This window comes from Bradyrhizobium sp. CW1, from assembly GCF_023100665.1.
Classification (GTDB): domain Bacteria; phylum Pseudomonadota; class Alphaproteobacteria; order Rhizobiales; family Xanthobacteraceae; genus Bradyrhizobium; species Bradyrhizobium canariense_D.
On sequence record NZ_CP064684.1, the window covers coordinates 7,606,890 to 7,633,685 of the forward strand.

Annotated in this window: 22 protein-coding genes and 1 pseudogene; 15 read left to right on the forward strand and 8 right to left on the reverse strand. The window is 64.5% G+C overall.

Annotated features, from left to right (window positions below):
* Positions 1–75: 75 nt before the first annotated feature.
* Genes IVB54_RS36425 through IVB54_RS36435 form a run of 3 tightly spaced genes read left to right on the forward strand, consistent with a single transcriptional unit; the run spans position 76 to position 3,502 of the window.
* Positions 76–1,047, forward strand: a complete 972-nt coding sequence (locus IVB54_RS36425) for an ABC transporter permease (RefSeq protein WP_247776972.1) — start codon at positions 76–78, stop codon at positions 1,045–1,047.
* Positions 1,044–1,883, forward strand: coding sequence for an ABC transporter permease (locus tag IVB54_RS36430; RefSeq protein ID WP_018458168.1), 840 nt, complete (start codon positions 1,044–1,046; stop codon positions 1,881–1,883). The genes IVB54_RS36425 and IVB54_RS36430 overlap by 4 nt, the downstream gene beginning before the upstream one ends.
* Positions 1,884–1,885: 2 nt before the next feature.
* Positions 1,886–3,502, forward strand: a complete 1,617-nt coding sequence (locus IVB54_RS36435) for an ABC transporter ATP-binding protein (RefSeq protein WP_247364173.1) — start codon at positions 1,886–1,888, stop codon at positions 3,500–3,502.
* 18 nt (positions 3,503–3,520) lie between these two features.
* On the opposite strand, the gene IVB54_RS36440 is transcribed toward IVB54_RS36435, so the two are convergent.
* Positions 3,521–3,790, reverse strand: a complete 270-nt coding sequence (locus IVB54_RS36440) for a hypothetical protein (RefSeq protein WP_247776973.1) — start codon at positions 3,788–3,790, stop codon at positions 3,521–3,523.
* Positions 3,791–4,136: 346 nt separating this feature from the next.
* On the opposite strand from IVB54_RS36440, the gene IVB54_RS36445 reads away from it, so the two are divergent.
* Together IVB54_RS36445 and IVB54_RS36450 are read left to right on the forward strand one after the other, a co-directional pair.
* On the forward strand, positions 4,137–4,301 hold the full coding sequence (locus tag IVB54_RS36445) for a hypothetical protein (RefSeq protein ID WP_018458166.1): 165 nt from the start codon (positions 4,137–4,139) through the stop codon (positions 4,299–4,301).
* Positions 4,298–4,507 (forward strand): hypothetical protein, encoded by a 210-nt coding sequence (locus IVB54_RS36450; protein WP_007605116.1) that lies wholly within the window; start codon positions 4,298–4,300, stop codon positions 4,505–4,507. The genes IVB54_RS36445 and IVB54_RS36450 overlap by 4 nt, the downstream gene beginning before the upstream one ends.
* Before the next feature lie 134 nt (positions 4,508–4,641).
* Here the strand turns inward: IVB54_RS36450 and IVB54_RS36455 are convergent, their stop codons facing one another.
* Positions 4,642–4,932 carry a hypothetical protein gene (locus tag IVB54_RS36455; protein WP_018458165.1) on the reverse strand — a complete coding sequence of 97 codons (291 nt, stop codon included), beginning with the start codon at positions 4,930–4,932 and terminating at the stop codon, positions 4,642–4,644.
* 207 nt (positions 4,933–5,139) lie between these two features.
* Between IVB54_RS36455 and IVB54_RS36460 the strand changes: the two genes are divergently transcribed.
* The 6 genes from IVB54_RS36460 (at position 5,140) to IVB54_RS36485 (ending at position 15,215) form a co-directional block, all read left to right on the forward strand.
* A complete protein-coding gene (locus IVB54_RS36460; protein ID WP_247364175.1) occupies positions 5,140–5,460 on the forward strand; it encodes a hypothetical protein in 321 nt (106 codons plus the stop codon).
* 222 nt (positions 5,461–5,682) lie between these two features.
* On the forward strand, positions 5,683–6,408 hold the full coding sequence (locus tag IVB54_RS36465; RefSeq protein ID WP_018458163.1) for an outer membrane beta-barrel protein: 726 nt from the start codon (positions 5,683–5,685) through the stop codon (positions 6,406–6,408).
* Between the two features lie 165 nt (positions 6,409–6,573).
* Positions 6,574–8,727 carry a methyl-accepting chemotaxis protein gene (locus tag IVB54_RS36470; RefSeq protein ID WP_018458162.1) on the forward strand — a complete coding sequence of 718 codons (2,154 nt, stop codon included), beginning with the start codon at positions 6,574–6,576 and terminating at the stop codon, positions 8,725–8,727.
* Positions 8,728–8,822: 95 nt separating this feature from the next.
* Entirely contained in the window at positions 8,823–9,884 is a 1,062-nt protein-coding gene (locus tag IVB54_RS36475) for an MBL fold metallo-hydrolase (protein WP_018458161.1), read from the forward strand.
* Between the two features lie 201 nt (positions 9,885–10,085).
* Positions 10,086–11,315, forward strand: coding sequence for a 5-aminolevulinate synthase (gene hemA / locus IVB54_RS36480; protein WP_018458160.1), 1,230 nt, complete (start codon positions 10,086–10,088; stop codon positions 11,313–11,315).
* A gap of 390 nt (positions 11,316–11,705) precedes the next feature.
* Positions 11,706–15,215 (forward strand): hybrid sensor histidine kinase/response regulator, encoded by a 3,510-nt coding sequence (locus IVB54_RS36485; RefSeq protein WP_026233515.1) that lies wholly within the window; start codon positions 11,706–11,708, stop codon positions 15,213–15,215.
* 10 nt (positions 15,216–15,225) lie between these two features.
* Here the strand turns inward: IVB54_RS36485 and IVB54_RS36490 are convergent, their stop codons facing one another.
* The 3 genes from IVB54_RS36490 to IVB54_RS36500 all read right to left on the reverse strand — a co-directional run bounded on the left by IVB54_RS36490 (position 15,226) and on the right by IVB54_RS36500 (position 17,336).
* On the reverse strand, positions 15,226–15,729 hold the full coding sequence (locus IVB54_RS36490) for a cytochrome P460 family protein (protein ID WP_018458158.1): 504 nt from the start codon (positions 15,727–15,729) through the stop codon (positions 15,226–15,228).
* Between the two features lie 119 nt (positions 15,730–15,848).
* On the reverse strand, positions 15,849–16,880 hold the full coding sequence (locus tag IVB54_RS36495) for an alpha/beta hydrolase (protein ID WP_018458157.1): 1,032 nt from the start codon (positions 16,878–16,880) through the stop codon (positions 15,849–15,851).
* Between the two features lie 36 nt (positions 16,881–16,916).
* Positions 16,917–17,336: an organic hydroperoxide resistance protein gene (locus tag IVB54_RS36500; RefSeq protein ID WP_018458156.1), complete on the reverse strand. Its 420-nt coding sequence runs from the start codon at positions 17,334–17,336 to the stop codon at positions 16,917–16,919.
* A gap of 197 nt (positions 17,337–17,533) precedes the next feature.
* Between IVB54_RS36500 and IVB54_RS36505 the strand changes: the two are divergent.
* Positions 17,534–20,372 (forward strand): annotated as a pseudogene (locus IVB54_RS36505) (winged helix-turn-helix domain-containing protein).
* Between the two features lie 945 nt (positions 20,373–21,317).
* On the opposite strand, the gene IVB54_RS36510 reads toward IVB54_RS36505, so the two are convergent.
* Complete coding sequence (locus IVB54_RS36510) at positions 21,318–21,989, reverse strand: response regulator transcription factor (protein WP_018459987.1); 672 nt, start codon at positions 21,987–21,989, stop codon at positions 21,318–21,320.
* Positions 21,990–22,332: 343 nt separating this feature from the next.
* On the opposite strand from IVB54_RS36510, the gene IVB54_RS36515 reads away from it, so the two are divergent.
* Positions 22,333–23,958: an MFS transporter gene (locus tag IVB54_RS36515; protein WP_018459988.1), complete on the forward strand. Its 1,626-nt coding sequence runs from the start codon at positions 22,333–22,335 to the stop codon at positions 23,956–23,958.
* 61 nt (positions 23,959–24,019) lie between these two features.
* Here IVB54_RS36515 and IVB54_RS36520 read toward each other — a convergent pair whose 3' ends face one another.
* Entirely contained in the window at positions 24,020–24,493 is a 474-nt protein-coding gene (locus tag IVB54_RS36520) for a secondary thiamine-phosphate synthase enzyme YjbQ (protein ID WP_026233919.1), read from the reverse strand.
* Positions 24,494–24,626: 133 nt separating this feature from the next.
* A complete protein-coding gene (locus tag IVB54_RS36525) occupies positions 24,627–25,157 on the reverse strand; it encodes a hypothetical protein (RefSeq protein ID WP_026233920.1) in 531 nt (176 codons plus the stop codon).
* A 390-nt stretch (positions 25,158–25,547) separates the two neighbouring features.
* Here IVB54_RS36525 and IVB54_RS36530 point away from each other — a divergent pair, with 390 nt between their 5' ends.
* Positions 25,548–25,922 (forward strand): AtpZ/AtpI family protein, encoded by a 375-nt coding sequence (locus IVB54_RS36530; protein WP_018459992.1) that lies wholly within the window; start codon positions 25,548–25,550, stop codon positions 25,920–25,922.
* A gap of 114 nt (positions 25,923–26,036) precedes the next feature.
* On the forward strand, positions 26,037–26,786 hold the full coding sequence (locus IVB54_RS36535) for a F0F1 ATP synthase subunit A (RefSeq protein WP_018459993.1): 750 nt from the start codon (positions 26,037–26,039) through the stop codon (positions 26,784–26,786).
* The last annotated feature ends 10 nt before the right edge of the window (positions 26,787–26,796 follow it).

Consider the following 26,796-nt stretch of genomic DNA (forward strand, 5'->3'; position numbering starts at 1 on the left):
CTCTCCCCGCTTGCGGGGAGAGGTGGGCGCTCCGTCTCTGTCGCTCCAGGTCACACCACCGATATGATCCTCTAGATGCTCTCCTTTGTCGCTCAGCGTGTCGCGAAGGGCGTGATCGTCCTGCTTGCGATCGTCGTCCTCAATTTCTTCCTGATCCGGCTCGCGCCCGGCGATCCCGCCGTCGTGATGGCGGGCGAGGCCGGCGCCAGCGACCAGATCTTCGTCCAGCAGCTCAGGGAGAAGTTCGGCCTGGACAAGCCGCTGCCCGAGCAGCTCTTCATCTACGTCAAGGGCATCGTGACCCTCGACCTCGGCTTCTCCTTCCGCCAGCAGGCGCCGGTCGCGAAGCTGATCGGCGAGCGGCTGCCGGCGACATTGCTGCTGACGCTGACGGCCTTCGCGATCTCGCTCGTGCTCGGCATTCTCTTCGGCACCTTCGCCGCGCGCTTTGCCGGAACCTTTCTCGACACCGCGATCACCGTCTTTGCGCTGATCTTTTACGCCATGCCGATCTTCTGGGTGGCGCTCATGAGCATCCTGCTGTTCTCGGTCACCATGGATTGGCTGCCGAGCTTCGGCTACGAGACGGTCGGCGCCAACCTTTCCGGCCCTGCCCATGTGGTCGACGTCGCAAGGCACCTGATTATGCCGGCGATGACGCTCGGCCTGTTTTTTATGGCGACGTATACGCGCATGACGCGAGCCTCGATGCTCGAAGTGAAGCGTCTCGACTTCGTCAAGACCGCGCGCGCCAAAGGCCTGTCCGACGCCGTGATCCAGCGTCGCCACGTCCTGCGCAACGCGCTACTGCCCGTCGTGACGCTCGCCGGAGTCCACTCCGGCACCCTGATCGGCGGCGCCGTCATCACCGAGACCGTGTTCGCCTGGCCCGGCATCGGACGCCTGATGTACGACGCCCTGCTCCAGCGCGACTACAATCTGATGCTCGGGGTCTTCGTGATCTGCTCCGCCATTGTCCTGATCTTCAACCTCATCACCGACCTGGTCTATCGCCTGGTCGACCCGCGCATCGAATTCTCCATATGAAACAGTTCTGGAAATCGATGTTGAGGAGCCCGAGCGGCGTCATCGGGCTCATCATCCTGCTCCTTGCGATCTCAGTCGCCTTGTTCGGTCCGATGCTGTTCCCGAACTCGCCCTGGCGCATGGTGCAGCGGCCGTTCCTGCCGCCGTTCACGCTCGCGACCGTGCCGCTCGGCACCGATGCACTCGGCCGCGACGTGTTCGCCGGCATGATCTTCGGCGCACGCGTCTCGCTGCTCGTCGGCATGGTCTCCACCCTGGTTGCGCTGGTCGTCGGCGTTCCGATCGGCGCCATGGCCGGCTATTTCGGCGGCAGGGTCGACGACGCCCTGATGCGTTTCACCGAGTTCTTCCAAACCATTCCGAGCTTTGCGCTCGCGATCGTCCTGGTCGCGATCCTGCAGCCCTCGATCTATTCGATCGTCGCCTCGATCGCGCTGGTAAGCTGGCCGCCGGTCGCGCGCCTCGTCCGCGGCGAGGTGCTGTCGTTGCGCACGCGGGAGTACGTCCAGGCCGCGGTGGTCACGGGCCAGAGCAACACCTGGATCATCCTGCGCGAAATCCTGCCGAACACGCTGTCGCCGGTGATCGTGCTGGCTTCGCTGATGGTGGCGACCGCGATCCTGCTGGAATCCTCGCTGGCGTTCCTCGGCCTCGGCGATCCCAATCTGATCTCCTGGGGCTACATGGTCGGTGCCGGCCGCACCGTGATCCGCCAGGCCTGGTGGATCACCGTGTTTCCCGGCGTCGCGATCCTGATCTCGGTGCTCGGGCTCAATTTGATCGGCGAAGGCCTCAACGACGCGCTCAATCCGCGGCTGTCGCGGGAGGGCCGCTGATCATGACCGCACCGCCCGCCGTCTCCGTCAAGAATCTGCGGATCGCATTGCCCAAGGGCGCCGAGCGTCCCTTCGCGGTCGACGGCATCTCGCTCGATTTGCGGCCCGGCAAGATCGTTTGCGTGGTCGGCGAATCCGGCTCCGGCAAGTCGATGTGCGCGCATGCGCTGATGGGCCTGTTGCCGGACACGGTCACCGTCACCTCCGGCGAGATCCAGTTCGAAGGACGCGACCTGCTCAAACTCGACGACGAATGCTGGCGCGATCTGCGCGGCCGCCGGCTTGCGATGATCTTTCAGGAACCGATGACCGCGCTCAATCCGTTGATGCGGATCAGCGACCAGATGGCGGAGATGTTCGAGGCGCACGGGCTGCTCACGCCGAGGGAGCGGCGCGCAAAGGCGCTATCGCTGGCGCGCGAAGTCGGCCTCCCCGACCCCGAGCGCATCGTGCGCGCCTATCCGCACCAGCTCTCCGGCGGCCAGCGCCAGCGCGCCATGATCGCGATGGCGCTCGCGCTCGAACCGGCGGTGCTGGTCGCGGACGAGCCGACCACCGCGCTCGACGTCACCACGCAAGCGCAGATCCTGAAACTGATCCGCAACCTCCAGCGCAATCGCAACATGGCGGTGATGTTCATCACCCATGATTTCGGCGTGGTCGCCGACATCGCCGACCAAGTCGTGGTGTTGCGCCATGGCAAGGTGGTCGAGGAAGGCCCCGCCTCGGCGGTCTTCAACGCGCCGCAACACGACTACACCAAGGCGCTGCTCGCCGCCGTGCCCTCGATGGACCCACCCGCCCGCAGCCCCCTGGACGACCAGGCCAAGGCGGTCGAGGTGATCGGACTGGACAAGACCTACGTCACCTCGGGCGGCTGGTTTCGCGAGGACCGCCGCGTCGATGCCGCGCGCGGGGTTAATTTCAACATCCTCAAAGGCGAGACGCTCGGCCTGGTCGGCGAATCCGGTTCTGGCAAATCGTCGGTGGCCCGCCTTGTGATGCGGCTGATCGAGGCCGACCGCGGCACCGTGCGGATCGGCGAGACCGATCTCACAAAGCTCGCGGGCAAGGCGCTACGCGCCGAGCGCCCTCGCATCCAGATGATCTTCCAGGATCCGTTCGCTTCGCTCAATCCGCGCCGCAAGGTCGGTCATATCATCGCCGACGGCCCGATCGCGGCCGGCACCGATCCGAAAGTGGCGTTCGACCGCGCCCGCGATCTCCTCAAGATGGTCGGGCTCGATGCCGGCGCGCTCGAACGCTATCCGCATGAATTCTCCGGCGGCCAGCGCCAGCGCATCGGCATTGCGCGCGCGCTCGCGCTCGAGCCCGAGATCATCGTCGCGGACGAGGCCGTCTCCGCGCTCGACGTCTCCGTGCAGGCGCAGGTCCTAAGGCTGCTCGAAGACCTCAAGGCCCGCCTCGGCCTCTCGATGCTGTTAATCACCCACGACCTGCGAGTCGCAGCGCAAATCTGTGACCGCATCGCCGTGATGCAGCGCGGCGTCATCGTCGAGCTGAAGCCGACCGCGCAGCTGTTCGCCGCGCCCGAGCATGCCTATACACGCGAATTGCTCGCAGCAGTCCCGGGGCAGAGAGAGCGCGCGCCGGCGTAAGTCAGCCGACCGCGGTTTCTACTTCGTTCGAGGATTCGTGTTGTTCCAGGTGTGGACTGAGTTTGTTACGCCGACGGAGGGCTGGTTGGACGTTCCGATCGACGGCGCCGTCACGGTCCCGACGGTCTGCCCGGAACTTCCGATGGTCCCTTGCTGCACCGGCGCTCCGGTGCGTCCGCTCGTGCTGCCTGGTGTACCCGTCCCCGATGTTTGTGCGTTTACAGCAAGTGGCGCGGCGGCCAATCCGAGAGCAATAAGTGCAGCAATGGTGCGTTTTGTTCTTGTCATGGCTGATCCTTTCGGGCGCGGTCTCTCAATCGCAATGCCGTTCGTCGAGGCGCCCGTGCACTGACTGACCTTACAACTCCACGCGCGAGAAAATGTGCCGCAGTGCCATCATCCCGTGGGCTCAACTCTTCATCACGATGCTACGAAGCGGTCCCCGCCGAACGGATGCGCCGTGCCATCGGCGCATCGCTGAAGGTACCCCGTTCCACCTCAGGAACGGAATAGTCACGGGCTTTTTATCCCTCGTGGCCGCCCGCATGGCTGCAAAGCCGAAGCCGGCACCCCACATCCGCATGAAATGATTTCCATCATGTGATGGTGGATTGAAGATCTAATTGGAGCCGACATGGGCCAGATTATTCAGTTTGTCTCGAAATCCGAGCGCGAGCGCATTCGCCTCATCCAGGAAGCGCGCGCGATCTACGACAGCATCTTCCCGCCGACTGATCCGATGAGCGAGAGATCAGGCGGAGCCGCCGCACGTCGCAGCGACGGGGGCAACCTCGCGTGATCAAAATCATCGCCGTGCTCTGCAACCTCGCCTCTCCGGCGAACTGTCATGAGCAGACCGTCACCACATCCGACTTCGCCGACGTCTCGATGCAATCTTGCCTGATGGGCGCGCCGCAACTCGCCGAATGGATGAACCAGCATCCGGCCGAGCGCCTCGCCGGGTGGCGCTGCGTGATCGGCCAACAGGCCGGGCGGGGAATTTAGGATCGGACGGGCTCTCCCTGAACGATCCGCAATGTCTGGTCCACCGCCATGATCATTGCTGGTCGCACTTTATCATCTTCTTTGGCCTTGCGACCGTCACAGGTGACCGGCATTGGCTCGCCAGACAGGCGCGCCTACCTGACCGGCGGGTTGGTGTTGCTCCAGGTCGGGACTGCGTTGGTCACGCCGACCGACGGCCAGTTATACGTACCGACCGACGGCGCCGTGACCGTCCCGACCGACTGTCCGCTCGACCCGTAGGCTCTGGGCTGTGCTGCCAACGATCCGGCGCTCCCATAGCTCGGAGCCACCACGCCGGTGCTGTAAGCTCGGCTTGACCGGTGCTTCTTGGCCTCAGCCGCGATCGGCGCGGCAAGCAACCCGACGGTGACTAGGGCGGCAATGGCGGGTTTGATGCTTGTCATGGCTGATCCCTTCATTCGCTGTGGGCCCCTTGCCATCTGTTCATTCAGCCGCGGATTTCCATAGGCAGCCGTTCATAACTCCGTGCGCGGGCGGAGGCGCCGGGGAGCGGTCGCACGACTAGCACGCCCGCTCGCGTGCCTCGCCTTCGGATGGACCCGAATCAGCGCTAGTGCATTCACCTCATCGACTTCGCGTATTGAGGCGACATGACCGGTCCCGAACTGAAGCAACTCCGCAACGATCTCTCGGAGGTCCTCGAGCGCAAGCTCACCGCGGCCGACATGGCCCGGCTTTGCGGATTGCCGGAGAAGGGCGGCGCCGACACCATCCGGCGCTGGGAAGTGAGCGGCCCGACACCGTCGGCGACCAAGGTGCTGCGCGTGCTCGCGATGGCGAGCGAGCGCTATCCGATCCTGGAGAAGTTCGACGTCTTCGATCGTCATGACGTGCGCGAGGAAGACCGGCCCGCAAAGCGCGCTGAATTCCGCGAACAGATGCGCGATGAGGCGCGGCGCCGTCTTGGTTAATGAGATGCGCGCGCAAGTTACCCTGATAACGCCGAGTTAAGCTTTCCTTCAGCACTTCTTAAGCCGACATTAAGCACAAAAATCATTTACAGCCCAATAAGTTACGTTGGCTGCCGCTGTGCCATGGATGTGACAGCATTTTCGTCAAAAGCGAGCTATCTGCAAACCAACGACGGCGCGGAAAGCGCGACTGCCGGGGACTTAAGTGTTGGAGTTTGGACTATGAAGAAGATTCTGTTTGCGACCGTTGCGCTGCTCGTGGTGGGCGCTGCCGCACCGGCGGTCGGTGCCGATCTCGGTAACCGCAACTATTATAAGGCGCCCGCGCCCGCCTATGCCGCCCCGATTTACAACTGGACCGGCTTCTATATCGGCGGCCATGTCGGCGGCGCGTTCTCCAGCGACAACAATTTCAGCGGCCTCTCCACCGGCAATAACGGCAACGGCCGTTTCCTCGGCGGTCTGCAGGCCGGTGCGGACTGGCAGTTCAACCCGAACTTCGTTGTCGGCGTCGAAGGCCAGTATTCCTGGCTCTCCGGCAGCGTCGGCGCGGTGTTCCCAGCCGGCGTCGCCTACACCAACGACCAGCGCGGTCTCGGCTCGATCACCGGCCGCGTCGGCTACACCTGGGGTCCGGGCCTGCTCTACGTGAAGGGCGGCTACGCCTATTCCGACAACAACGAGAAGGTGACCGTCGGCGGCGTGCCGACCGGCTTCATCATCAGCGGCGACCACCGCAACGGCTACACCGTCGGCGCCGGCCTCGAATACATGTTCGCGCCGAACTGGTCAGCCAAGGCCGAGTACCAGTACTACAATTTCGGCGACGCCCACTTCACCGCGGGCCCGCTGGCGGGAACCGGCAACTTCACCACCGACGACCACACCATCAAGGCGGGCGTCAACTACCGCTTCAACTGGGCCAACTCGGCGGTCGCGCGCTACTGAACGGTTATCAAAGCCTTATCATGATGAAGGGCCGGCATCGTTGCCGGCCCTTCTTTTTTCGCTGTGCGGAACGCAACGCAACCAATTGAGCAACTTGCGATTTTTTAACCTGCCCCGAGGATACTCCGCCGCGAAAACATAAAGATCATGCGTGGGGGAATTTCGATGGCGATCCGTCTGGGCCTTGGCCGTTTGCTTGGTGGTATCCGGCCTCGTTTCAAAATGCCGACATGGGGCGTGCGCGGCAGCCTGTTCACGGCCTTCGCAGTGATCGCGGGCATGGGTCTCGTGATCGCGGCCGGCGCCGGCTTCGTCTTCAACCATCTCGGCAGCACTATGATGGACCTGAGCGGCCGCGATATCCCCCGCCTTTCCGCAAGCCTTCAACTCGCATCGCAAAGCGCAACGCTCGCGGCGCAGGGGCCGGGCCTGCTGGCGTCGCCGTCCGACGAGGCGCTGAACGAACGCACCAAGAAGGTGCAGGAGATCCAGCAGCTTGCCATGGCCAAGCTTGGCGAGATCATCGAGCTCGGCGCCGACAAGCAGATCGCAACCGCGTTGCGCGACACCGCCAAGAGCATCGACGAGGCGACCCAGAGCCTGGTGTCAGCCGCGCGCGAGCGGCTCGATACCGGCGCGCTGCATGACAAGCAATATGAAGCACTCCGCAAGGCGCAGCTCACCTTCGTCGGTGCGGCCGGTCCTGCCATGCTGGATGCGCAGACGCGTCTGAACGCGATCCTCGGTGCGGCGGAAGTTTCCGCTGACGATGCCACCGAAGCCGCCCGCACCGTCTCCCAGGTCGCGACCATCTCCGCCAACGGCAATCTGATGGCCGCCGACATGATGGCGGCGCTGTCGGCCAACAACAGCGATACGCTGGAGGCGATCGAGAAGGAGTTCAAGGCGACGCGCGACCGTGTCAAGTCGAACCTCGAGGACCTGCCGAACATGGCCTCGATGCAAGCGGTGCGCGACACCGTGCAAAAGCTGTTCGCCTTCGGCGAAGGCAAGTCCGGCGTGTTCAAGATCCGCCAGAAGGAGCTCGACGCCATCGACTACGGCCAGACCATCCTGGACGAGACCCGCAAGCTCAATGTCGGCCTCGGCATCAGCGTGCAGCAGCTGGTCGAGGGTGTGCAGAAGGAGACCAACGCGTCGACCTTCCAGGCGCGGCAGGAGATCTCGCTCGCGACCACCGCGATGCTGGCGCTCGGCGCACTGACGCTGGTCGGCTCGGCGCTGTTCGTCTGGCTCTATGTCGGCCGCAACATCCTGCGCCGCATTCGCGAGCTTCAACGCGCCATGCAGTTGCTCTCGGCCGGCGACCTTGACACCGAGATCGTCCGCTCCCGGCAGAACGACGAGATCGGCGCGATGAAGGAAACGCTGACGGTGTTCCGCGACAGCATGATCGAAGCCCGGGCGCTTGCGAGCGAGCAGGACAGGGATCGCATCGCCAAGGCCGAGCGTGCGGCGCAGATGGAGGCGAAGATCGCCGGGTTCGAGAGTACGGTGCGCTCCGCACTCGACAATCTCGCGCAGTCGGCCAATTCGATGCAATCGACCGCGCAGAGCATGTCGACCACGGCAGACCAGTCCAATGCGCTGGTGAACGCGGTTGCCTCCGCAGCCGAAGAGACCTCGGTCAACGTGCAGACCGTATCGTCAGGCACCGAGCAGCTCTCGTCCTCGATCGAGGAAATCAGCAAGCAGGTCGTCACCTCGGCCGCGATCGCCAGGAAGGCGGTCGACGAAGCGGGCGCGACCGACGCCACCGTGCAGAGCCTCGCCGACAGCGCGAGCCGCATCAGCGTGGTGGTCGACCTGATTCAGACCATCGCCTCGCAGACCAATCTGCTGGCGCTCAACGCCACCATCGAGGCGGCGCGCGCGGGCGAAGCCGGCCGCGGCTTCGCGGTGGTCGCCTCCGAGGTGAAGAGCCTCGCGAGCCAGACCGCCAAGGCCACGGAGGAGATCCGTAGCCAGATCGCCAGCATGCAGTCAGTGACGACGTCGGCGGTCGGCGCCATCCAGGGCATCGGCCGGATCATCGGCGAGATCAACGACGTCACTACGACGATCGCCGCCGCCGTCGAGGAACAGGGCGCGGCGACACGCGAGATCGCCCGCAACATCCAGCATGCGGCCGGTGGCACCAGCGAGGTTTCCAGCAACATCGTCGGCGTCTCCACGGCTTCGGCGGAAGCCGGCGCAGCGGCGAACGAAGTGCTCGGCGCCTCCGACGCGCTCCGCCGCGAAGCCGACATGCTGCGCGGAGAGATCGACGCGTTCCTCAACAACATGCGGGCTGCGTAAGGCGCCGTTCCGTAGCCCGGAATGACCGCTATGCAGGCCGCGCCAGCGTTCTTTTTCGGCTGGCGCGCCGTGACGGGCGGGTTTAAGCCGGTAGGATGAACGCAAAGACCGACACCGTGCAGTCCTCCGCCGACGCCCTGCGCTATCCCTGGGAACAGCATCCCGGCCCCGAACAGGTCGTCGAGGTGAAGCCAGGAGTGTTGTGGGCGCGGCTGAAGCTGCCGTTCCGCCTCAACCATGTGAACATCTACCTGCTCGCCGATGGTGACGGCTATGCCATGATCGATGCCGGCTTCGGCAATGAGGAGACGATCGAAGCCTGGACGAAGCTGTTCGACGGGCCGCTGAAGGGCGTCAACATCACGCGCCTGATCGTGACCCATTCCCATCCCGATCATGTCGGTCTGGCCGGGTGGATCGTCGAGCGGTTCAACTGCCCGCTCGTGATGTCGCAGGTCGAATATCTGCAATCGGTCTATCACCAGAACCGCGGCACCGAGGAGCGGCAGGAAGCGCAGCGGCTGTTCTTCCGCCGCCATGGAATGGACGAGTCGCTCACCGAAAAACTGCTCGGCCGCGGCCAGGACTATCTCAAGCGCGTCTCGGTGCTGCCGCCGTCCTACCGCCGCATCTCGCATGGCGATGACGTCGTGATCGGCACGCGCCGCTTCAAGGTGATCACCGGCGGCGGTCACGCGCTCGACCAGGTGATGCTGTACTGCGCCGACGACAAGCTGTTCCTCTCGGCCGACCAGGTGCTGAGCAAGATCTCGCCGAACGTCAGCGTGTGGGCGGTCGAACCCGACCAGAACTCGCTCGGCGAATATCTGGCCTCGCTCGCCCGCCTCACCACGACTCTCCCCTATGACGTGCTGGTGCTGCCTGGCCACGGCGTGCCGTTCTACGGGCTCAAGACCCGCATCAAGCAGCTCGCCGATCACCATGAGGAGCGCTGCCGCCTGATCGCGGAAGCCTGCCGCGAGGTGCCGCAGACCTCGCGCGCCCTGGTGCCCGTGGTGTTTAACAAGCACGTTCTGGACGAACATCAGATGGGTTTCGCTGCCGGCGAACTGGTCGCCCACGTCAATTACATGATCGTCGAGGGCCGGCTGACGGCCGAGACGCAGGACGGCGTGTTGCAGTTCAGGACGACCTGAGCGCTGACTTCAATTCAGCGGATGGTGCAGAGCAACATTGCATCTCGCGCGAACTTGATCCGGATCAAGTTTCAAATCGCACGATAGGTCATTTTGCCCAAATGCCCCGCAGGTCCAAATGTGGGATAGCGCATAGACATTGGAGCTGGAAAAGCTCTAAGGATATGCGGGTCTTTGGTCGGTTCCGCTGCAGGTTTGACGATGGATTACGCCCAGTTTTTCAATTCCGCCCTTGATCGTCTCCACACCGAGCGGCGCTACCGCGTGTTCGCCGATCTCGAGCGCATTGCCGGCCGGTTCCCGCATGCGCTCTGGCACTCGCCCAAGGGCAAGCGCGACGTCGTGATCTGGTGCTCCAACGATTATCTCGGCATGGGCCAGCACCCGAAGGTGGTGGGCGCGATGGTCGAGACCGCGACCCGCGTCGGCACCGGCGCCGGCGGCACCCGCAACATCGCCGGCACGCATCATCCGCTGGTGCAGCTCGAGGCCGAGCTCGCCGATCTCCACGGCAAGGAAGCCTCGCTGCTCTTCACGTCCGGCTACGTCTCGAACCAGACCGGCATCGCGACCATCGCAAAGCTCATTCCGAACTGCCTGATCCTGTCCGACGAGCTCAACCACAATTCGATGATCGAGGGCATCCGCCAGTCCGGCTGCGAGCGGGTCGTGTTCCGCCACAACGACCTCGCCGATCTCGAAGCACTGTTGAAGGCTGCGGGCCCGAGCCGGCCCAAGCTGATCGCCTGCGAGAGTCTTTATTCGATGGACGGCGACATCGCCCCGCTCGCTAAGATCTGCGACCTCGCCGAGAAGTACGGCGCGATGACCTATGTCGACGAGGTCCACGCCGTCGGCATGTACGGCCCGCGCGGCGGCGGCATCGCCGAGCGCGACGGCGTGATGCATCGCATCGACATTCTCGAAGGCACGCTGGCCAAGGCGTTCGGCTGCCTCGGCGGCTACATCGCCGCCAACGGCCAGATCATCGACGCCGTGCGCTCCTATGCGCCGGGCTTCATCTTCACCACCGCGCTGCCGCCGGCGATCTGCTCGGCCGCGACCGCCGCGATCAAGCATCTGAAGACGTCAAGCTGGGAGCGCGAGCGTCACCAGGACCGTGCCGCCCGAGTCAAGGCGATCCTCAACGCCGCCGGCCTGCCGGTGATGTCGAGCGACACCCACATCGTCCCGCTGTTCATCGGCGATGCCGAGAAGTGCAAGCAGGCTTCCGACCTCTTGCTCGAACAGCACGGCATTTACATCCAGCCGATCAACTATCCGACGGTCGCCAAGGGCTCCGAACGCCTGCGCATCACGCCCTCGCCCTATCACGACGACGGCCTGATCGATCAACTCGCCGAAGCCCTGCTGCAGGTGTGGGACCGCCTGGGTCTGCCGCTCCGCGAGAAGTCGCTGGCGGCGGAGTAGGCTTCTTCGCCTTCTCTTTCGATCTAAGTTTCACCGTCCCGGAGCTACCCCCTCCCCACCGTCCCCCAAGGGGGAAGGGAGCGAGAGAGTTGCGCCTCCCTTAGGTCGGCGGAGCCGCACAGCGTAGCGGTCGGTCTCGAATTTCCTGCAACGCGGACGGTCTCTCCGTTCCCTCCCCCTTGTGGGGGAGGGTCAGGGAGGGGGTACCACGCGGGGACTCTCTCGGGGAGCCAGAAGCAGCGCAGCTTTAAGGCAGCCGCTTAACGACAACTCCGGTTCCCGCCGTGGCACGGCATTTCGCTGTCGCCTCCACCCGTCCAACGCGCTAGATTTACAGGGAAAATGAGATCGGGCGCGGCCAGCGCGCGCCCCGGGAGAAGCACGCTCGCCATGCTGCACGATTGGGGCGTGATCGCCGCCGCCTTCGGCTATATCGGCTTTCTGTTCCTGGTGGCGAGCCATGGCGACCGCCGCTCGCCGGCCGGGCGCGGCCGCGCCTCGGGGCTGATCTATCCGCTGTCGCTGGCGATCTACTGCACCTCCTGGACCTTCTTCGGCTCGGTCGGCTTCGCCACCCGCACCTCCACCGACTTCCTCGCGATCTATGTCGGCCCGATCCTGATGATCGGACTCGGAGCCGGCGTGCTGCGCCGCGTGATCCAGCTCGCGAAGGCCCACAACATCACCTCGATCGCCGACTTCATCGGCGCGCGCTACGGCAAGAGCCAGGCAGTGGCGGCAACCGTCGCGCTGATCGCCATCATCGGCTCGGTGCCCTACATCGCGCTCCAGCTCAAGGCGGTCGCCTCCTCGCTCGAAACCATCCTGAGCGAAGACCAGGCCTTCTCCCACATCCCGATCATCGGCGACGTGGCGCTGATCGTGACGCTGGCGATGGCGGCCTTCGCGGTGCTGTTCGGCACGCGGCAGACGGACGCCACCGAGCACCAGCACGGCCTGATGCTGGCGGTCGCAACCGAATCCATCATCAAGCTCGTCGCCTTCCTCGCTGCGGGCACCTTCGTCACGTTCTGGATGTTCTCGCCGCACGAACTGATCGAGCGCGCGATGAAGACACCGGAGGCGGTGCGCGTCATCAACTATTCGCCGTCGATCGGCAACTTCCTGACCATGACGCTGCTGTCGCTGTGCGCGATCATGCTGCTGCCGCGCCAGTTCCACGTCAGCGTGGTGGAGAATTCCTCGGACGCCGAGGTCGGTCGCGCGCGCTGGCTGTTTCCGCTCTATCTCGTCGCCATCAATCTGTTCGTGATCCCGATCGCGCTCGCCGGCCTCGTCAGCTTCCCGTTCGGCGCCGCCGATCCTGACATGTACGTGCTGGCGCTGCCGATGGAGGGCGGCGCGGATCTGCTCAGCGTCGCCGTCTTCGTCGGCGGGTTGTCGGCGGCGACCGCGATGGTGATCGTCGAATGCGTCGCGCTCTCCATCATGGTTTCGAACGACCTCGTGGTGCCCCTGGTGCTGCAACGACGGCCGGAGGGGCGCACCGGCGGTGCCGATTTCAGCGACTTCCTGTTGCGTTCGCGCCGGCTCGCGATCTTCGCCATCATGGTGATGGCCTATTTCTACTACCGCGCGCTCGGCAACACCCAGCTCGCGGCGATCGGCCTGCTGTCTTTTGCCGCCATCGCCCAGCTTGCACCAAGCTTCTTCGGTGGACTGCTGTGGCGGCGCGCGACCGCGCGCGGCGCGATCGGCGGCATGCTGGTCGGCTTCGCAGTGTGGCTCTACACGCTCTTCATCCCGAGCTTCATGGATACCTCGACGGCGGGCATCCTGCTGCTCCAGCACGGCCCGTTCGGGATCGAGGCGCTGCGGCCGCAGGCGTTGTTCGGCGCCGATTTGCCGCCGCTGATGCACGGCGTGGTCTGGTCGCTGTCGCTCAACATCCTCACCTACGTGCTGCTGTCGCTGGCGCGCCGGCCGTCTTCGATCGAGCTGGTCCAGGCCGATCTGTTCGTCCCCAACACGCTCGCGCCAATTTCCCCGAATTTCCGCCGCTGGCGCACCACGGTCACGGTGCAGGACATCCAGACCACGGTAGCGCAATATCTCGGGCCTGACCGCGCGCGGCATTCGTTCGAGGCCTTATCCGCGCGGCGCAATGTGCGGCTGGAGTCCGGGGCGCCCGCCGATTTCGAGCTGCTGCAGCACGCCGAGCACCTGATCGCCTCCTCGATCGGCGCAGCCTCCTCGCGTCTCGTAATGTCGCTGCTGCTGCGCAAACGGACGGTCTCCGCCAAGGCTGCGCTAAAACTGCTCGACGATTCCCATGCGGCGCTGCATTTCAACCGCGAGATCCTCCAGACCGCGCTTAACCATGTGCGCCAGGGCATCGCGGTGTTCGATGCCGATCTGCAACTGATCTGCTCCAACCGGCAGTTCGGCGATCTCCTCAACGTTCCTCCGCATTTCATCCAGTTCGGCACGCCATTGCGTGAAATCCTGGAATTCATGGGCGTGAGCGAGCCGGCCGATCCGATCGAGCGCGAGGCCATGCTGGAGCGCCGGCTGGTGGCTTACACCACCGACGGCGAGCCTTATCTCGAGCGCCTGCCCGACCGCCACATGGTGATCGAGATCTTGACCAACCGCATGCCCGGCGGCGGCTTCGTCATTACCTTCACCGACGTCACGCCCACGTTCGAGGCGGCCGAAGCGCTGGAGAGGGCCAATGCGACGCTGGAAAAGCGGGTGCGCGACCGCACCGAGGAGCTGACCCGGCTGAATTCCGAGCTAGCGCTGGCCAAGAGCGCGGCCGAAGACGCCAGCATCTCCAAGACCCGCTTTCTCGCCGCCGCAAGCCACGACATTCTCCAGCCGCTGAACGCGGCGCGGCTCTATGTCACGAGCCTGGTCGAGCGTCAGCACAGCGGCGAGGAGACACGGCTGGTCGAGAACATCGACGAATCGCTCCAGGCGATCGAGGAAATTCTCGGCGCGCTGCTCGACATCTCCAGGCTCGACGCCGGCGCGATGACGACCTCGATCTCGAGCTTCAAGATGGCCGATCTGATGCGCTCGCTGGAGATCGAGTTCGCGCCGATCGCACGCGCGAAGAATCTGGCGCTCGTGTTCGTGCCGTGTTCGCTGCCCGTCGAGTCGGATCGTCTCTTGCTGCGGCGGCTGCTCCAGAACCTGATCTCCAACGCGATCAAATATACTCCACGCGGGCGCGTGCTGGTCGGCTGCCGCCGCCGCGGCGCCACGCTGAAGATCTGCGTCTACGACACCGGCGTCGGCATCCCGACGGTCAAGCGCGGCGAGATCTTCAAGGAATTTCACCGCCTCGAGCAGGGTGCGCGGATCGCCCGCGGCCTCGGCCTGGGCCTGTCGATCGTCGAGCGGCTGGCGCGCGTGCTCAAGCACGACATTGCCATCGATTCCAATGTCGGCGGCGGCTCGGTGTTTTCCGTGACGGTGCCGACGGCGAAGGCGATCACCCACACCGCGGCCGTGACCAGTGCGACGCCGCTCGCACGCACCTCGATCTCGGGTACCCTGATCGTCTGCATCGAGAACGACGCCGCGATCCTCGACGGCATGCGCACGCTGCTGAAAGCCTGGGACGCCGAAGTGATCGCGGTCGCCGATCCCGAGGCCGCGATCGCCGCAATCGAGACTGCGGGCCGCCGCGTGACCGGCCTGCTGGTCGATTACCATCTCGACCGCGGCAACGGCATCGCCGCGATCCGCGACATCCGCCGCCGCTTCGGTGACGGCATCCCCGCGATCCTGATCACCGCCGACCGCAGCCCCGCCGTGCAAATGGCTGCGCGCGACGAAAAGGTTGCGGTGCTCAACAAGCCGGTCAAGCCGGCTTCGCTGCGCGCCCTGCTCGGCCAGTGGCGCACGCAGCAGATGGTGGCTGCGGAGTGAAACTCCGCACTCAGGGCGCAAGCCTTGTAAACACGTAGTCGCGACACTTCACACGAGCTTCGTGGCACGCGAAGCAGGTGCGATGCTGGGCCTCGTCGACCGGCTTGCCGTTGATGAAGCGACCAAATCCCCAGCCGCCGGTCGAGGCATATTTTTTGGAATCCTTGACCATCACCTGGACGGTGGTGGCTTCACCGGGAATCGTCGCGGACGCAAATTCGGGCGACTGTTTCCGCTTCCAGGCCCGCTTGACCAGAATTGTGCCGTCCGGGAACGGAAGCTTGTTGTCTTGATAAGCATCGATCGCGGTCCTGTTGCCGACGACGGCACGCAGCTCGTCCAGGGGAGCCGCCTCCTCGGCCGGCGCGATCAGCTCCCACTGCTTGTAGCCCTCCGGCACAGTGACGCCGAAGATGGGCGAGGCATCCGCCGGGCCCTGCGCGAAAGCGATCGTGACCAGATAGGGCACGCAGGTCAGGACAACGACGAGGAGGAGCACGGCAAGCACGATCATCGTCGTAGAAGACGGAACTTTTGACTTTTCGGATTTCATTTTCGCTGACGCTTCATTGAACTGCGTTCGCATGTCAGGCCTCGGTCCGGCCTTGCCGGACCGAGGCGCTGCCAAAATCCTCAGGCGCCGCCGTCGGCGTCGATGACGGCCTTGGCAAAGGCTTGCGGTGCTTCCTGCGGCAGATTGTGGCCGATGCCCCCGGTGATCAGGCGATAGTCGTACCGGCCCGAGAATTTCTTGGCATAGGCGCTTGGATCGGGATGTGGCGCGCCGTTGGCATCGCCTTCCATCGTGATCGCCGGGACGCTGATGACGGGAGCTGCGGCAAGCTTCTTTTCGAGCTCCTCGTACTTCGCCTCGCCCTGGGCGAGTCCGAGCCGCCAGCGGTAATTGTGGATGGTGATCGCGACGTGATCCTTGTTGTCCAGCGCCGCCGCGCTGCGCTCGAAAGTGGCGTCGTCGAACTTCCACTGCGGCGAAGCGAGCTTCCAGATCAGTTTTGCGAAATCATGCGTGTACTTCTCGTATCCGGCGCGGCCGCGCTCGGTCGCGAAATAAAACTGGTACCACCATTGCAGCTCGGCCGACGGCGGCAGCGGCGCGTTGCCCGCGGCCTGGCTGGAGATCAGATAGCCGCTGACCGAGACCAGCGCGCGGCAGCGCTCCGGCCAGAGCGCGGCGATGATGTCGGCGGTGCGCGCGCCCCAATCAAAACCGGCGACCACCGCTTTCTTGATGTCGAGCTTGTCCATCAGCGCGATGATATCGGCTGCCATTGCCGCGGGCTCGCCGTTGCGCGGCGTCTCGGCGGAGAGGAAGTGGGTCGAGCCGTAACCACGGAGATAGGGAATGATGACGCGATAGCCGGCCTTTGCCAGGATTGGCGCGACGTCGACGAAGGCGTGAATGTCGTAGGGCCAGCCGTGCAGCAGGATCGCGACGGGGCCGTTCGCAGGACCGGCCTCCGCGTAGCCGACGTTGAGGACGCCGGCATCGATCTGCTTGATCGCGCCGAACGACGCATTCCTTGCGGAAGAGCGCGTCGCTTGCGATTCGGCGCGGGCGAGGCCGATCACGCCGAGGCCGGCGGCGACAGTTCCCGCGGCGATGCCGAAAAACTGGCGGCGGTGCTGATCGATGATCTGTTTCATGATGCTGCTACCTTTCTGATAGTTGGAGGTGGTGCGTCAGATCAGTGCGACCGTGACGTCGATGTTGCCGCGGACGGCCTTGGAATAGGGACAGGTCTGATGCGCCTCATCGACGAGGCCGCGCGCGATCTCGCGATCGAGGCCGGGCAGGCTGACATCGAGGCGTGCCCTGAGCGAATAGGCGCCCTCGTCGAGCACGAGGTCGATCTCCGCATCGATCGCACATTTCCTGGGGAGCTCGATCTTCCGCTTGCGGGCCGCGATTTCCATCGCGCCTTCGAAGCAGGCCGACCAGCCGGCCGCGAACAATTGCTCGGGATTGGTACCGATGCCGTTGCCGCCCGGCGGCGACAGCTTGACATCCAGACGGCCGTCGGAACTGCGCGATATCCCGTCCTGCCGCCCGCCACTGGTGCGGGTCCGGGCCGTGTAGAGCAATTTTGCCGCTTGGGTCATGAATGTCTCCTTGCCATCGCGCAACTCACTAGCAGCGGCTGCCGCGACACACCCGTTGGGACTTGTGAGAAGTTGTGAGGTCTCGGTTCGCGCGCCTCACAGGACCTGCATCCGCGGTCCGATCGCGGCGTGGGACGGCCTTGCCGGATTGCGATCATCTGGCTATCCGGTCCGTTCCAAAAGATCAGGATTCCGCCATGACCGAGCCGGCCGGCACCGCAACGGGAACCCTCTCGTTTGGGCCATTCACTGTGACGCCGCACGAAAGACTCGTCATGCGCGACGGCGTCGCGCTGCCGCTCGGTGCAAAGGCCTTCGACACGCTGCTCGCGCTGATGTCGCGGCCGAACCAGGTCGTCAGCAAGTATGATCTGATGGCGCTGGTGTGGCCCGGCATGACAGTCGAGGACGCCAATCTGCGCTTTCACGTCGCGGCGCTTCGCAAGGCCCTTGGCGACGGCAGGGACGGTGCCCGCTACATCACGACGCTCTCCGGCCGCGGCTATTGCTTCGTGGCGCCGATCTCGCAGGCGGCTATCGCGGCAGATCGGCGCACCGTAGCGCGAACGGAATTGCCGCCCGTCAAACTGCCGAACCGGCTGCAACGAATGGTCGGGCGCGACGATGCGGTCGCCGCCGTCTCCGACAGGCTGATCCGCTCGCGCTTCGTCACGATCGTCGGCCCGGGCGGTGTCGGCAAGACCGCCGTTGCCGTTGCCATCGCTCACGATCTGCTCGCGACATTCTCCGACGCCGCACATTTCGTCGATCTTGCCGCGCTGAGCGATCCCGATCTCGTGATCACCTCGATCCTGCTGATGCTGGGCTTGCCGGCGCAAACCGACGATCCCCTGCCTGCGCTGCTCGCGCATCTCCGGGACAAGCGGATGCTGCTGATCCTCGACAATTGCGAACACGTCATCGCAGCCGCGGCCCCGCTGGCCGCCGAGATCTTCCACGCCGCACCGAATATCTACATTCTGGCGACGAGCCGCGAAGCCCTGCGGGTCGAGGGCGAGCAGGTGTATCGGCTGGCGCCGCTTGCCGTTCCGCCCGACCATCCCGGTCTGACGGCGGCCGCGGCGCAGACTTATCCTGCACTTCAACTCTTCCTCGAACGTGCCACGGCCGGTGGCGCGCAGATCGCGCTCGACGATGCCAATGCAGCGATCGTCGCCGGGATCTGCCGCAAGCTGGACGGCATGGCGCTGGCAATCGAACTCGCCGCCGGCCGGGTCGAAGCCTACGGCCTGGAGCAGACCGCGGCACTGCTCGACGAGCGCCTCAATCTGCTCTGGCAGGGCCAGCGCACGGCGCCGCCGCGACAGAAGACGTTGCAGGCGACGCTGGCATGGAGCTACGGGCTCTTGTCCGATATCGAACGTCTCGTGCTGCGCAGGCTCGCGGTTTTCGCCGGTCACTTCACTATCGACGCCGCACTCGAGATCGTGCCGGACGAACGCGTCGACCGCTCCCGCCTGTTCGATGCCATCGACGGCCTGGTGGCCAAGTCGATGGTCGCGGCGCGGCCGATTGGCGCCATGATGCGTTACCGTCTGCTCGACACGACGCGCGCCTATCTGCTCGAGATCGAACCTGATGACGCGGCGCTCGCCGCCCGCCACGCGACCTATTACCGGCAATGGCTGGAGCAGGCCGGCACGACATGGGCCACGGTGCCGAGCGCCGACGAGCGCGCGATCCACTTCTCCGCGCTTCACAACGTGCGCGCGGCGCTGGACTGGTGTTTTGGCACGGACGGCGATGCCAGCATCGGCATTGCACTGGCCGCAGCTGCAGCGCCAATTTTTCTCGCGATGTCGTTGCTGGTCGAGTGCCGGCGCTGGTCTGAACGGGCGCTGCTTGCGCTCGATCCTTCCTCGCGCGGCGGCGCCGAGGAAATGCACATCCAGGCCGCGCTCGGACTGACCTTGATGTTCACGCGCGGCGGCAGCGAAGCGGCGCGTGCCGCGTTGAGCCGAAGCCTTGCGATCGCCGAGGCGCGCGGCGACGCGCCGAACCAGCTCCAGCTGCTCGGGCGCATGCATATCTTCCACGAGCGGATGGGACAGTTCGACGCCGCGCTCGGCTATGCGCAGCAAAGCCTCACGGTCGCCGGGACACTCGGCGATGCCGCCTCCCTCGCCCTCGCCCATTCGCTCCTCGGTGTCTCCTTGCATCTTGCCGGCGAGCATCGCGACGCGTTGACGATGCTGGAGACCGCCTGGCATAAGCCGGGCACGGAACGGATCAGCACCGTCTATGGCTTCGATCACCGCAACCGGGCCGGCATCTCGCTCGCGCGCGAGTTTTGGTTGCAGGGCCGCCCCGCGGATGCGATGCAACTGGCCCGGCAGACGGTCGTCGAGGCCGCCCAGATGGACCATCCGATCACGCTCTGCATTGCGTTGATCTGGGCGGTCTCGATCGATCTCTGGAGCGGAGACCTCGATGCCGCGGAAGAGAACATCGACCGCTTCATCGCCCATGCCGAATCGCGCCATGGGGCCCTATCTTGCGGTCGGCCGCGGCGTCAAAGGCGAGCTGGCGATCCAGCGCGGCAATGCCGCCGAAGGCGTCGAGACGATCGGGACGTGTCTGCGTGAGCTCCACGATGCCGGTTACGAGTTGCTCACCACGACGTTCAACATCGCGCTTGTTCAGGGCTTGATGACGCTTGGGCAGATCGAGCGGAGCGCGCGCCTGCTCGACGACGCGATCCGCCTCGTCGAGCAAAGCGGCGATCATCTGTACATGCCCGAGCTGCTGCGCATGAAGGGCAGGGTTCTCTTGGCCAGAGCCCAGCCCGAGGCCGATCAAGCGGAAGCCCATTTCGTGCAATCACTGGCATTGAGTCGTCGCAAAGGTGCCAAGGCCTGGGAGCTGCGGGCCGCGATCGATCTCGCCGGTCTCCTTGTCGAACGCGGCCGGCGCGAGGAAGCGAAGCGGTGGCTTCAATTGGCGTATGAAGGCTTCGCCCAGGGCTCGGAAACAGCGGATATCAAGGCTGCCGAGAAGTTGTTGCAAACATTGTGACGCGGACTCTGGTGCGGAGTGAGGCGCGCACTCTCTCAAAGCGTCATTGCGAGCGCAGCGAAGCAATCCAGAATCTCTCCGCGGTAGGACGCTGGAACGCTTCGCTACGCTCGCAATGACGGAGCAAAGGGCAGCATCGCCATCCTCCAATTCAGGTTCAACTTGCAGACATGCCTTCGCGTCCTCGCGGCGCGTTTCGCCCGAGCTTTGCCTGGTCATTCCACCCTCAAAGCCAAGAGGGCGCAGGGAAGGCCGGGTGCCGGCTGGCACCCGCGGTCCGCTGCGCGAAAATGTAGCGCAAGGAAACCGCACAGCAGCATACAGGTGTAGCCAATCACTCGGCCTTCCCTGCGCGATGGTTGGACGGCTTATGCCGTGCTCTCCCGGGAGCCGAGTTCCTTTTGGCCTCCCTCGTCCCAACGAAAGTCACCGGCACCGCGCCGGTTGACGCGGATGCCGCATTCGCCAGGGCTTGACCGTAGCAACGACGGCCAGGACCACACGGTTTTGCCGTACGCACGGCTCGCCATTTCGCCGCAGTTTTTCCAGCCCTGTCGACGGAGCCGGAAACTTACAGACGAGACGAAGCCTAGCAGCGCCGCTCGTCGGAACGCAGCCTTGGGCTCACGGAGAGCAATCCGCCCTGCCCTTGGCCTCTCGCACCCGAACGCTGCCGCGTCCACCGCAAGCCCGGCTCGCGAACATGACGACCACAAGATCGCCCCTCAAGGATGAGCCGGGATGCGCGACACATACGCCATTTCCGAATTTCGGTAAAGTGGAATATTTTTGCGGCGGCGGATTGACGGGGGCGACACAGAGGAGGTCCGGTAGCCCGGATGAGCGAAGCTATATCCGGGGTTTTCGCTAGCTAGCCGCACTAGCGGTCCCGGATGTCGCTTCGCTCATCCGGGCTACAGGCTGCGAGAGGCGCTCGCTACAGGCTCACCCCGTCGGGGTACCCTGCTTCCATTGGCCGCCGGCGATTTTCGCGGCGGCGATCACGGCTTGGGTCCGACTTTCGACGCCGAGCTTTTGCAGGATCGCCGAGACATGCGCCTTGATGGTGGCCTCGGAGACGCCGAGCTCATAGGCGATCTGCTTGTTGAGCAATCCCTCCGACAGCATCATCAGAACCCGGACCTGCTGCGGCGTCAGCGTCACCAGCCGGTCGCGCAGGCGCGTCATGTCGGGGTCGGCGACTGCCGACAGATCAGTGTCGGCGGGAACCCAGACGTCGCCCTCCATTACCTTGAGGATCGCGTCGCGCAAGGTGTCGACGCCGAAGCGCTTCGGGATGAACCCGGAGGCGCCGAAGTCGAGCGAGCGGCGGATGGTGGCGCTGTCGTCGGACGCCGAGACGATCACCACCGGAATAGCCGGATATTGCGCGCGCAGATAGATCAGGCCGGAAAAGCCGGAGATCCCGGGCATCGACAGGTCGAGCAGGATCAGGTCGACGTCGGAGGTCTGTTCCAAAAGCTTGGTCAGATCCTCGAACGATCCAGCCTCGTCGATCCTGGCCGAGCTCAGGACGCCCGTCACCGCCTGCCGCAACGCGTCGCGGAACAATGGGTGGTCATCGGCAATGATGAGATGGGTCGAGGGAGCGTTCATCGTTCTCTTGCTGGCAATCGCACCGGGCCAGTAAGCCGGCGCGGGGCCCTGGTCAATTCTTTCCCGACCAGCCGTGGCATGCAAGTGGACATTATCCCTTTGCGGCAACGGGGTTAATCCACAGGCCGGCACTATGTTGCCGGATGGAAGGCTCGCAGTGTCAGGCGAGCGTCAGTGTGAAAGGCCGAAAGTCGTATTGGGGCGGGTTTCACGCCAATGTTACCTTGGGGGCAAGGCTTGGGTTGATCCGGCATGACCGGACATCCAGGGCGCGAGGAAACGATTTTTCGGGGAGCGACTCAACATGTCGACAATGGCTGTGTCTCAAGCAGGCGCGGGAGGGATGACGAAGGACGAACGGTTCGTCATTCTCGCCTCCTCGCTCGGTACCGTCTTCGAGTGGTACGACTTCTATCTCTACGGTTCGCTGGCCGGCATCATCGGCGCGCAGTTCTTCTCGGCCTATCCGCCGGCAACCCGCGACATCTTCGCGCTGCTGGCCTTCGCGGCCGGCTTCCTGGTGCGCCCGTTCGGCGCGATCGTGTTCGGCCGTGTCGGCGACATCGTCGGCCGCAAATACACCTTCCTCGTCACCATCCTGATCATGGGTCTGTCGACTTTCATCGTCGGCCTGCTGCCCAACGCTGCCACCATCGGCATCGCGGCCCCGATCATCCTGATCGCGCTGCGTCTCGCCCAGGGCCTCGCGCTCGGCGGTGAATATGGCGGTGCGGCCACCTACGTCGCGGAGCATGCTCCGAACGGCAAGCGCGGTTACTACACCTCCTTCATCCAGACCACGGCGACGCTCGGCCTGTTCCTGTCGCTGCTGGTGATCCTGTTCACGCGCTCCGCGCTCGGCGAACCCGACTTCGCGGCATGGGGCTGGCGCATTCCGTTCCTGGTCTCCGTGCTGCTGCTCGGCGTTTCGGTCTGGATCCGGCTTCGCCTCAACGAATCCCCGATCTTCCAGAAGATGAAGGACGAGGGGAAGAGCTCGAAGGCCCCGCTGACGGAAGCCTTCGGCAACTGGCAGAACGGCAAGCTCGTGCTGCTGGCGCTGTTTGGCGGCGTGATGGGCCAAGGCGTGGTCTGGTACACTGGCCAATTCTACGCGCTGTTCTTCCTGCAATCGATCCTCAAGGTCGACGGCTACACCGCCAACCTGCTGATCGCCTGGTCGCTCCTGCTCGGGACCGGCTTCTTCATCGTGTTCGGCGTGCTCTCCGACAAGATCGGCCGCAAGCCGATCATCCTCGGCGGCTGCCTGATCGCGGCGCTGACCTTCTTCCCGATCTTCAAGATGATCACCACCAATGCCAACCCGGCGCTGGAAAAGGCGATCGAGTCGGTCAAGGTCGACGTGGTGGCAGATCCCGCAGGTTGCGGCGACTTGTTCAATCCGGTCGGCACCCGCGTCTTCACCTCGCCTTGCGACACGGCACGTGCCTACCTGTCGCAGTCGTCGGTCAAGTACTCGACCACGCCAGGTGCGGCAGGCTCCGGCGTGAAGGTGATGGTCAACGGCAAGGAAGTTCCCTACGCCAACGCCAAGGACGGCAATCCGGCAGTGCTCGCCGCCGTGCAGGGAGCCGGCTATCCGAAGGCCGGAGATGCGGGCATCGTGAAGATGGCGCATCCGTTCGACATCTTCCGTCCGCAGGTGGCCGCGGTCGTCGGATTGCTGTTCGTCCTGGTGCTCTTCGTCACCATGGTGTACGGCCCGATTGCCGCGATGCTGGTCGAACTGTTCCCGACCCGCATCCGCTACACCTCGATGTCGCTGCCCTACCACATCGGTAACGGCTGGTTCGGCGGCCTGCTGCCGGCGACCGCCTTCGCGATCGTGGCCTCGACGGGCGATATCTATGCGGGCCTCTGGTATCCGGTCATCTTCGCGTCGATTACCGTCGTGATCGGCTTGTTCTTCCTGCCGGAGACCAAGGACGTCGATATCAAGTCGACCTGATCGACGCAGATCGAGATCAACACCAACCGGCCGCGGTCTCCGCGGCCGGTTTTGTTTTGGCCTACTGATTGCTACCGAGGAATTGCAGCACCACCTCGCGCCGGTGCGGGCGGGCGCGATGCTCGATCAGATAGATCGCCTGCCAGGTGCCAAGCGCGAGCTTGCCGCTCAGGACCGGCACATGAAGCGAAGTCTGGGTCAGCATTGTCTTGACGTGCGCCGGCATGTCGTCCGGTCCCTCGGCATCATGCGTCCAGCCGGCGTTCTCGGGCGCGAGCCGGGACAGAGCCGTGGTGAGATCCACGAGCACGGAAGGGTCGGCGTTCTCCTGGATCGTCAGCGATGCGGAGGTGTGACGAACGAACAGCGTCAACGCGCCGTCTCGCGCGCCTGCCTCCGCCACGAACTTCGCAGCTTCAGCGGTGAGATCGGTGAAGCCGCGGCCGGGCGTCTGCACGGTCAGCAGCGACGATGCGATGGTGGTGGCTTGCACCGACGATGGCGCCGAGCGCGTGATGGATTTGGCTGATGTCATCATCACTCTCTCAATTCGGAAAGCTGCCATAGGTGGGCAAAGCGAAGCGTGCCCACCGACTCACGCAACGAAAACAAAAATGGTGGGCACGGCGCGTCGCGGCCTTGCCCACCCTACCGCATCTCGCCACGTGCTAAATCTTCCCCGACACGTCCTTCTGCACGCGGTTGGCCATGTCGATCAGCCGGCGCCAGGCCCTTTCCAGGAATGACATCACGCGATCGACGTCCTGGTCGCTCGGCAGCGGGATCTCGATCCTGCGCTCGCCCTCGGCGGCCTTTGGTGCTTGCGGCTCCGCCTTCTTGAGCGGATCCGTTTTCGGCAGCGCCTCGTCGATCTTGCCTGACACGGTCGGCCCCGCCGCAAGCCGTCCCTTCAGCGTCTCGACTTCGGCCTGGAGCCTGCCGATCTCGGCGTCGAGCGCGGTACGTTCATCGGGCACCGCGTAGCAGGCCCAGCCGGCGCCGCTGCGGGTGCAGGTCGACACCGTGCCGGTGCGGCTGTCGAGCCGCAGCACCCCCTCGGGGATGGGCGTCATGCTGTAGCGGCCGTTTTCGCTGTCGGGCGCGGATTGCGCGACGAGGCAGCCGCCGCTGATGGTCAACACCGCGGCGAACGCCGCCGCCGCCAGCCATGATGCTGTGGATGAATTCGCTGCTCTCATCGCGTTCTCCGCCACGACGCGCAGGTAGCACGTCCAAAGATGGCGCTCATAAAGGTGGCACGTCTCGCAATTCTACACCCCGGCGAGGCGATCCGCCGCCCAAAACGCGCCTTTGACATGAACGATCACGGCGCCCCCTTTGATCCCGGCAGCCGGGCGAAATGGCGACGGCATCCGCCGATCCAGCGGAGACCTGCTGCGGTGCGGCGTCACGCTGTGTGCAGCGCTGCCGCCCGCGCCGATATTGTAAGATAAATCAAATACATAACAGGAATGGACACAATCGTGACTTGGCTTGACTTGATTATGGGCCATCAGTATGGTCCGCGCGGCTTTTGAGGGTGGCGGGCGTAATTTCCATTCAACCGCGGCGTTTCGGGTCTTCGTTGCATGACACAGGGCACGGGACACGGCGAGAATGGAGATCGCGATAGATCGCCCGAGGAAGCTGCGCTTTCCGAACGGCTCGGAAATCTTGATCAGCGGTTGTCCGAATTTCGCGGCCGCCACGTCAAGACCGAGCAACCCGCAGGTGACGGTGAGGACAGAGCGGCCAGAGCCTCGGCGATGGCGCTTGGTTTTCGGTTATCCTCCGAGTTGGTCGCCGGGGTCGTTGTCGGAGCGGGGATTGGCTGGGGTTTCGACCGCTTGCTGTCGACGTCGCCTTTCGGATTCATCGTGTTCCTGCTGCTGGGCTTCGTCGCCGGCGTGGTGAATGTGGTGAGAACGGCAGGCGCGGGTCAAAACAGGCGCGGTGGTTCTTAGGCGGTCCACACCAGGAGAGGAATGATCGTGCCGGCTCGTGCCGGTACGGGCCGGGCCCGACCGGCAGACCGAGACCCGCCGGCATCGCCCGGCAGACCAAGAGATGCCGCGCTGATGAAAATCGATCCGATCCACCAGTTCAACATCGAGCCTCTCTTCACCCTGGGCCATATCGGCAACCACACGATCGCCTTCACCAACTCGTCGCTCTACATGCTGGTGGCGGTCGCGATCATCTCGATCCTGATGCTCGCCAGCGGCACGCAGCTGGTTCCCGGCCGGCTGCAGTCGGTCGCCGAGATCTCCTACGAGTTCGTCGCCTCCACCATCCGCTCGACCGCCGGCGCGGAAGGCATGAAGTTCTTCCCGCTGATCTTCTCGCTGTTCATGTTCATCTGCGTTTCGAACCTGGTCGGCATTATCCCCTACACCTTCACGATCTCGAGCCATCTGATCGTCACCGCGGCGCTCGCGCTGCTGGTCTTCTTCACGGTCCTGATCTACGGCATTGCCAAGAACGGCCTTAAATTCTTCTCGATCTTCGTGCCCCACGGGGTCCCCGGCTACATCCTGCCGCTGGTGATGTTCATCGAGATCCTGTCGTTCTTCCTGCGGCCGGTTTCCCACAGCGTCCGTCTGTTCGCCAACATGCTGGCCGGCCACATCGCGCTGAAGGTGTTCGCGGGCTTCGTCGCCATGCTCGGCTTCTCGCTCGGCGCCCTTGGCTGGGTCGGCGGCGTGCTGCCGCTGGCGCTCACGGTCGCGCTGTACGCTCTCGAGATTCTGGTCGCGTTCCTGCAAGCCTATGTGTTTGCGATCCTGACCTGCATCTACCTCAACGACGCCATTCATCCGGGACACTGAGCGGTCCGGG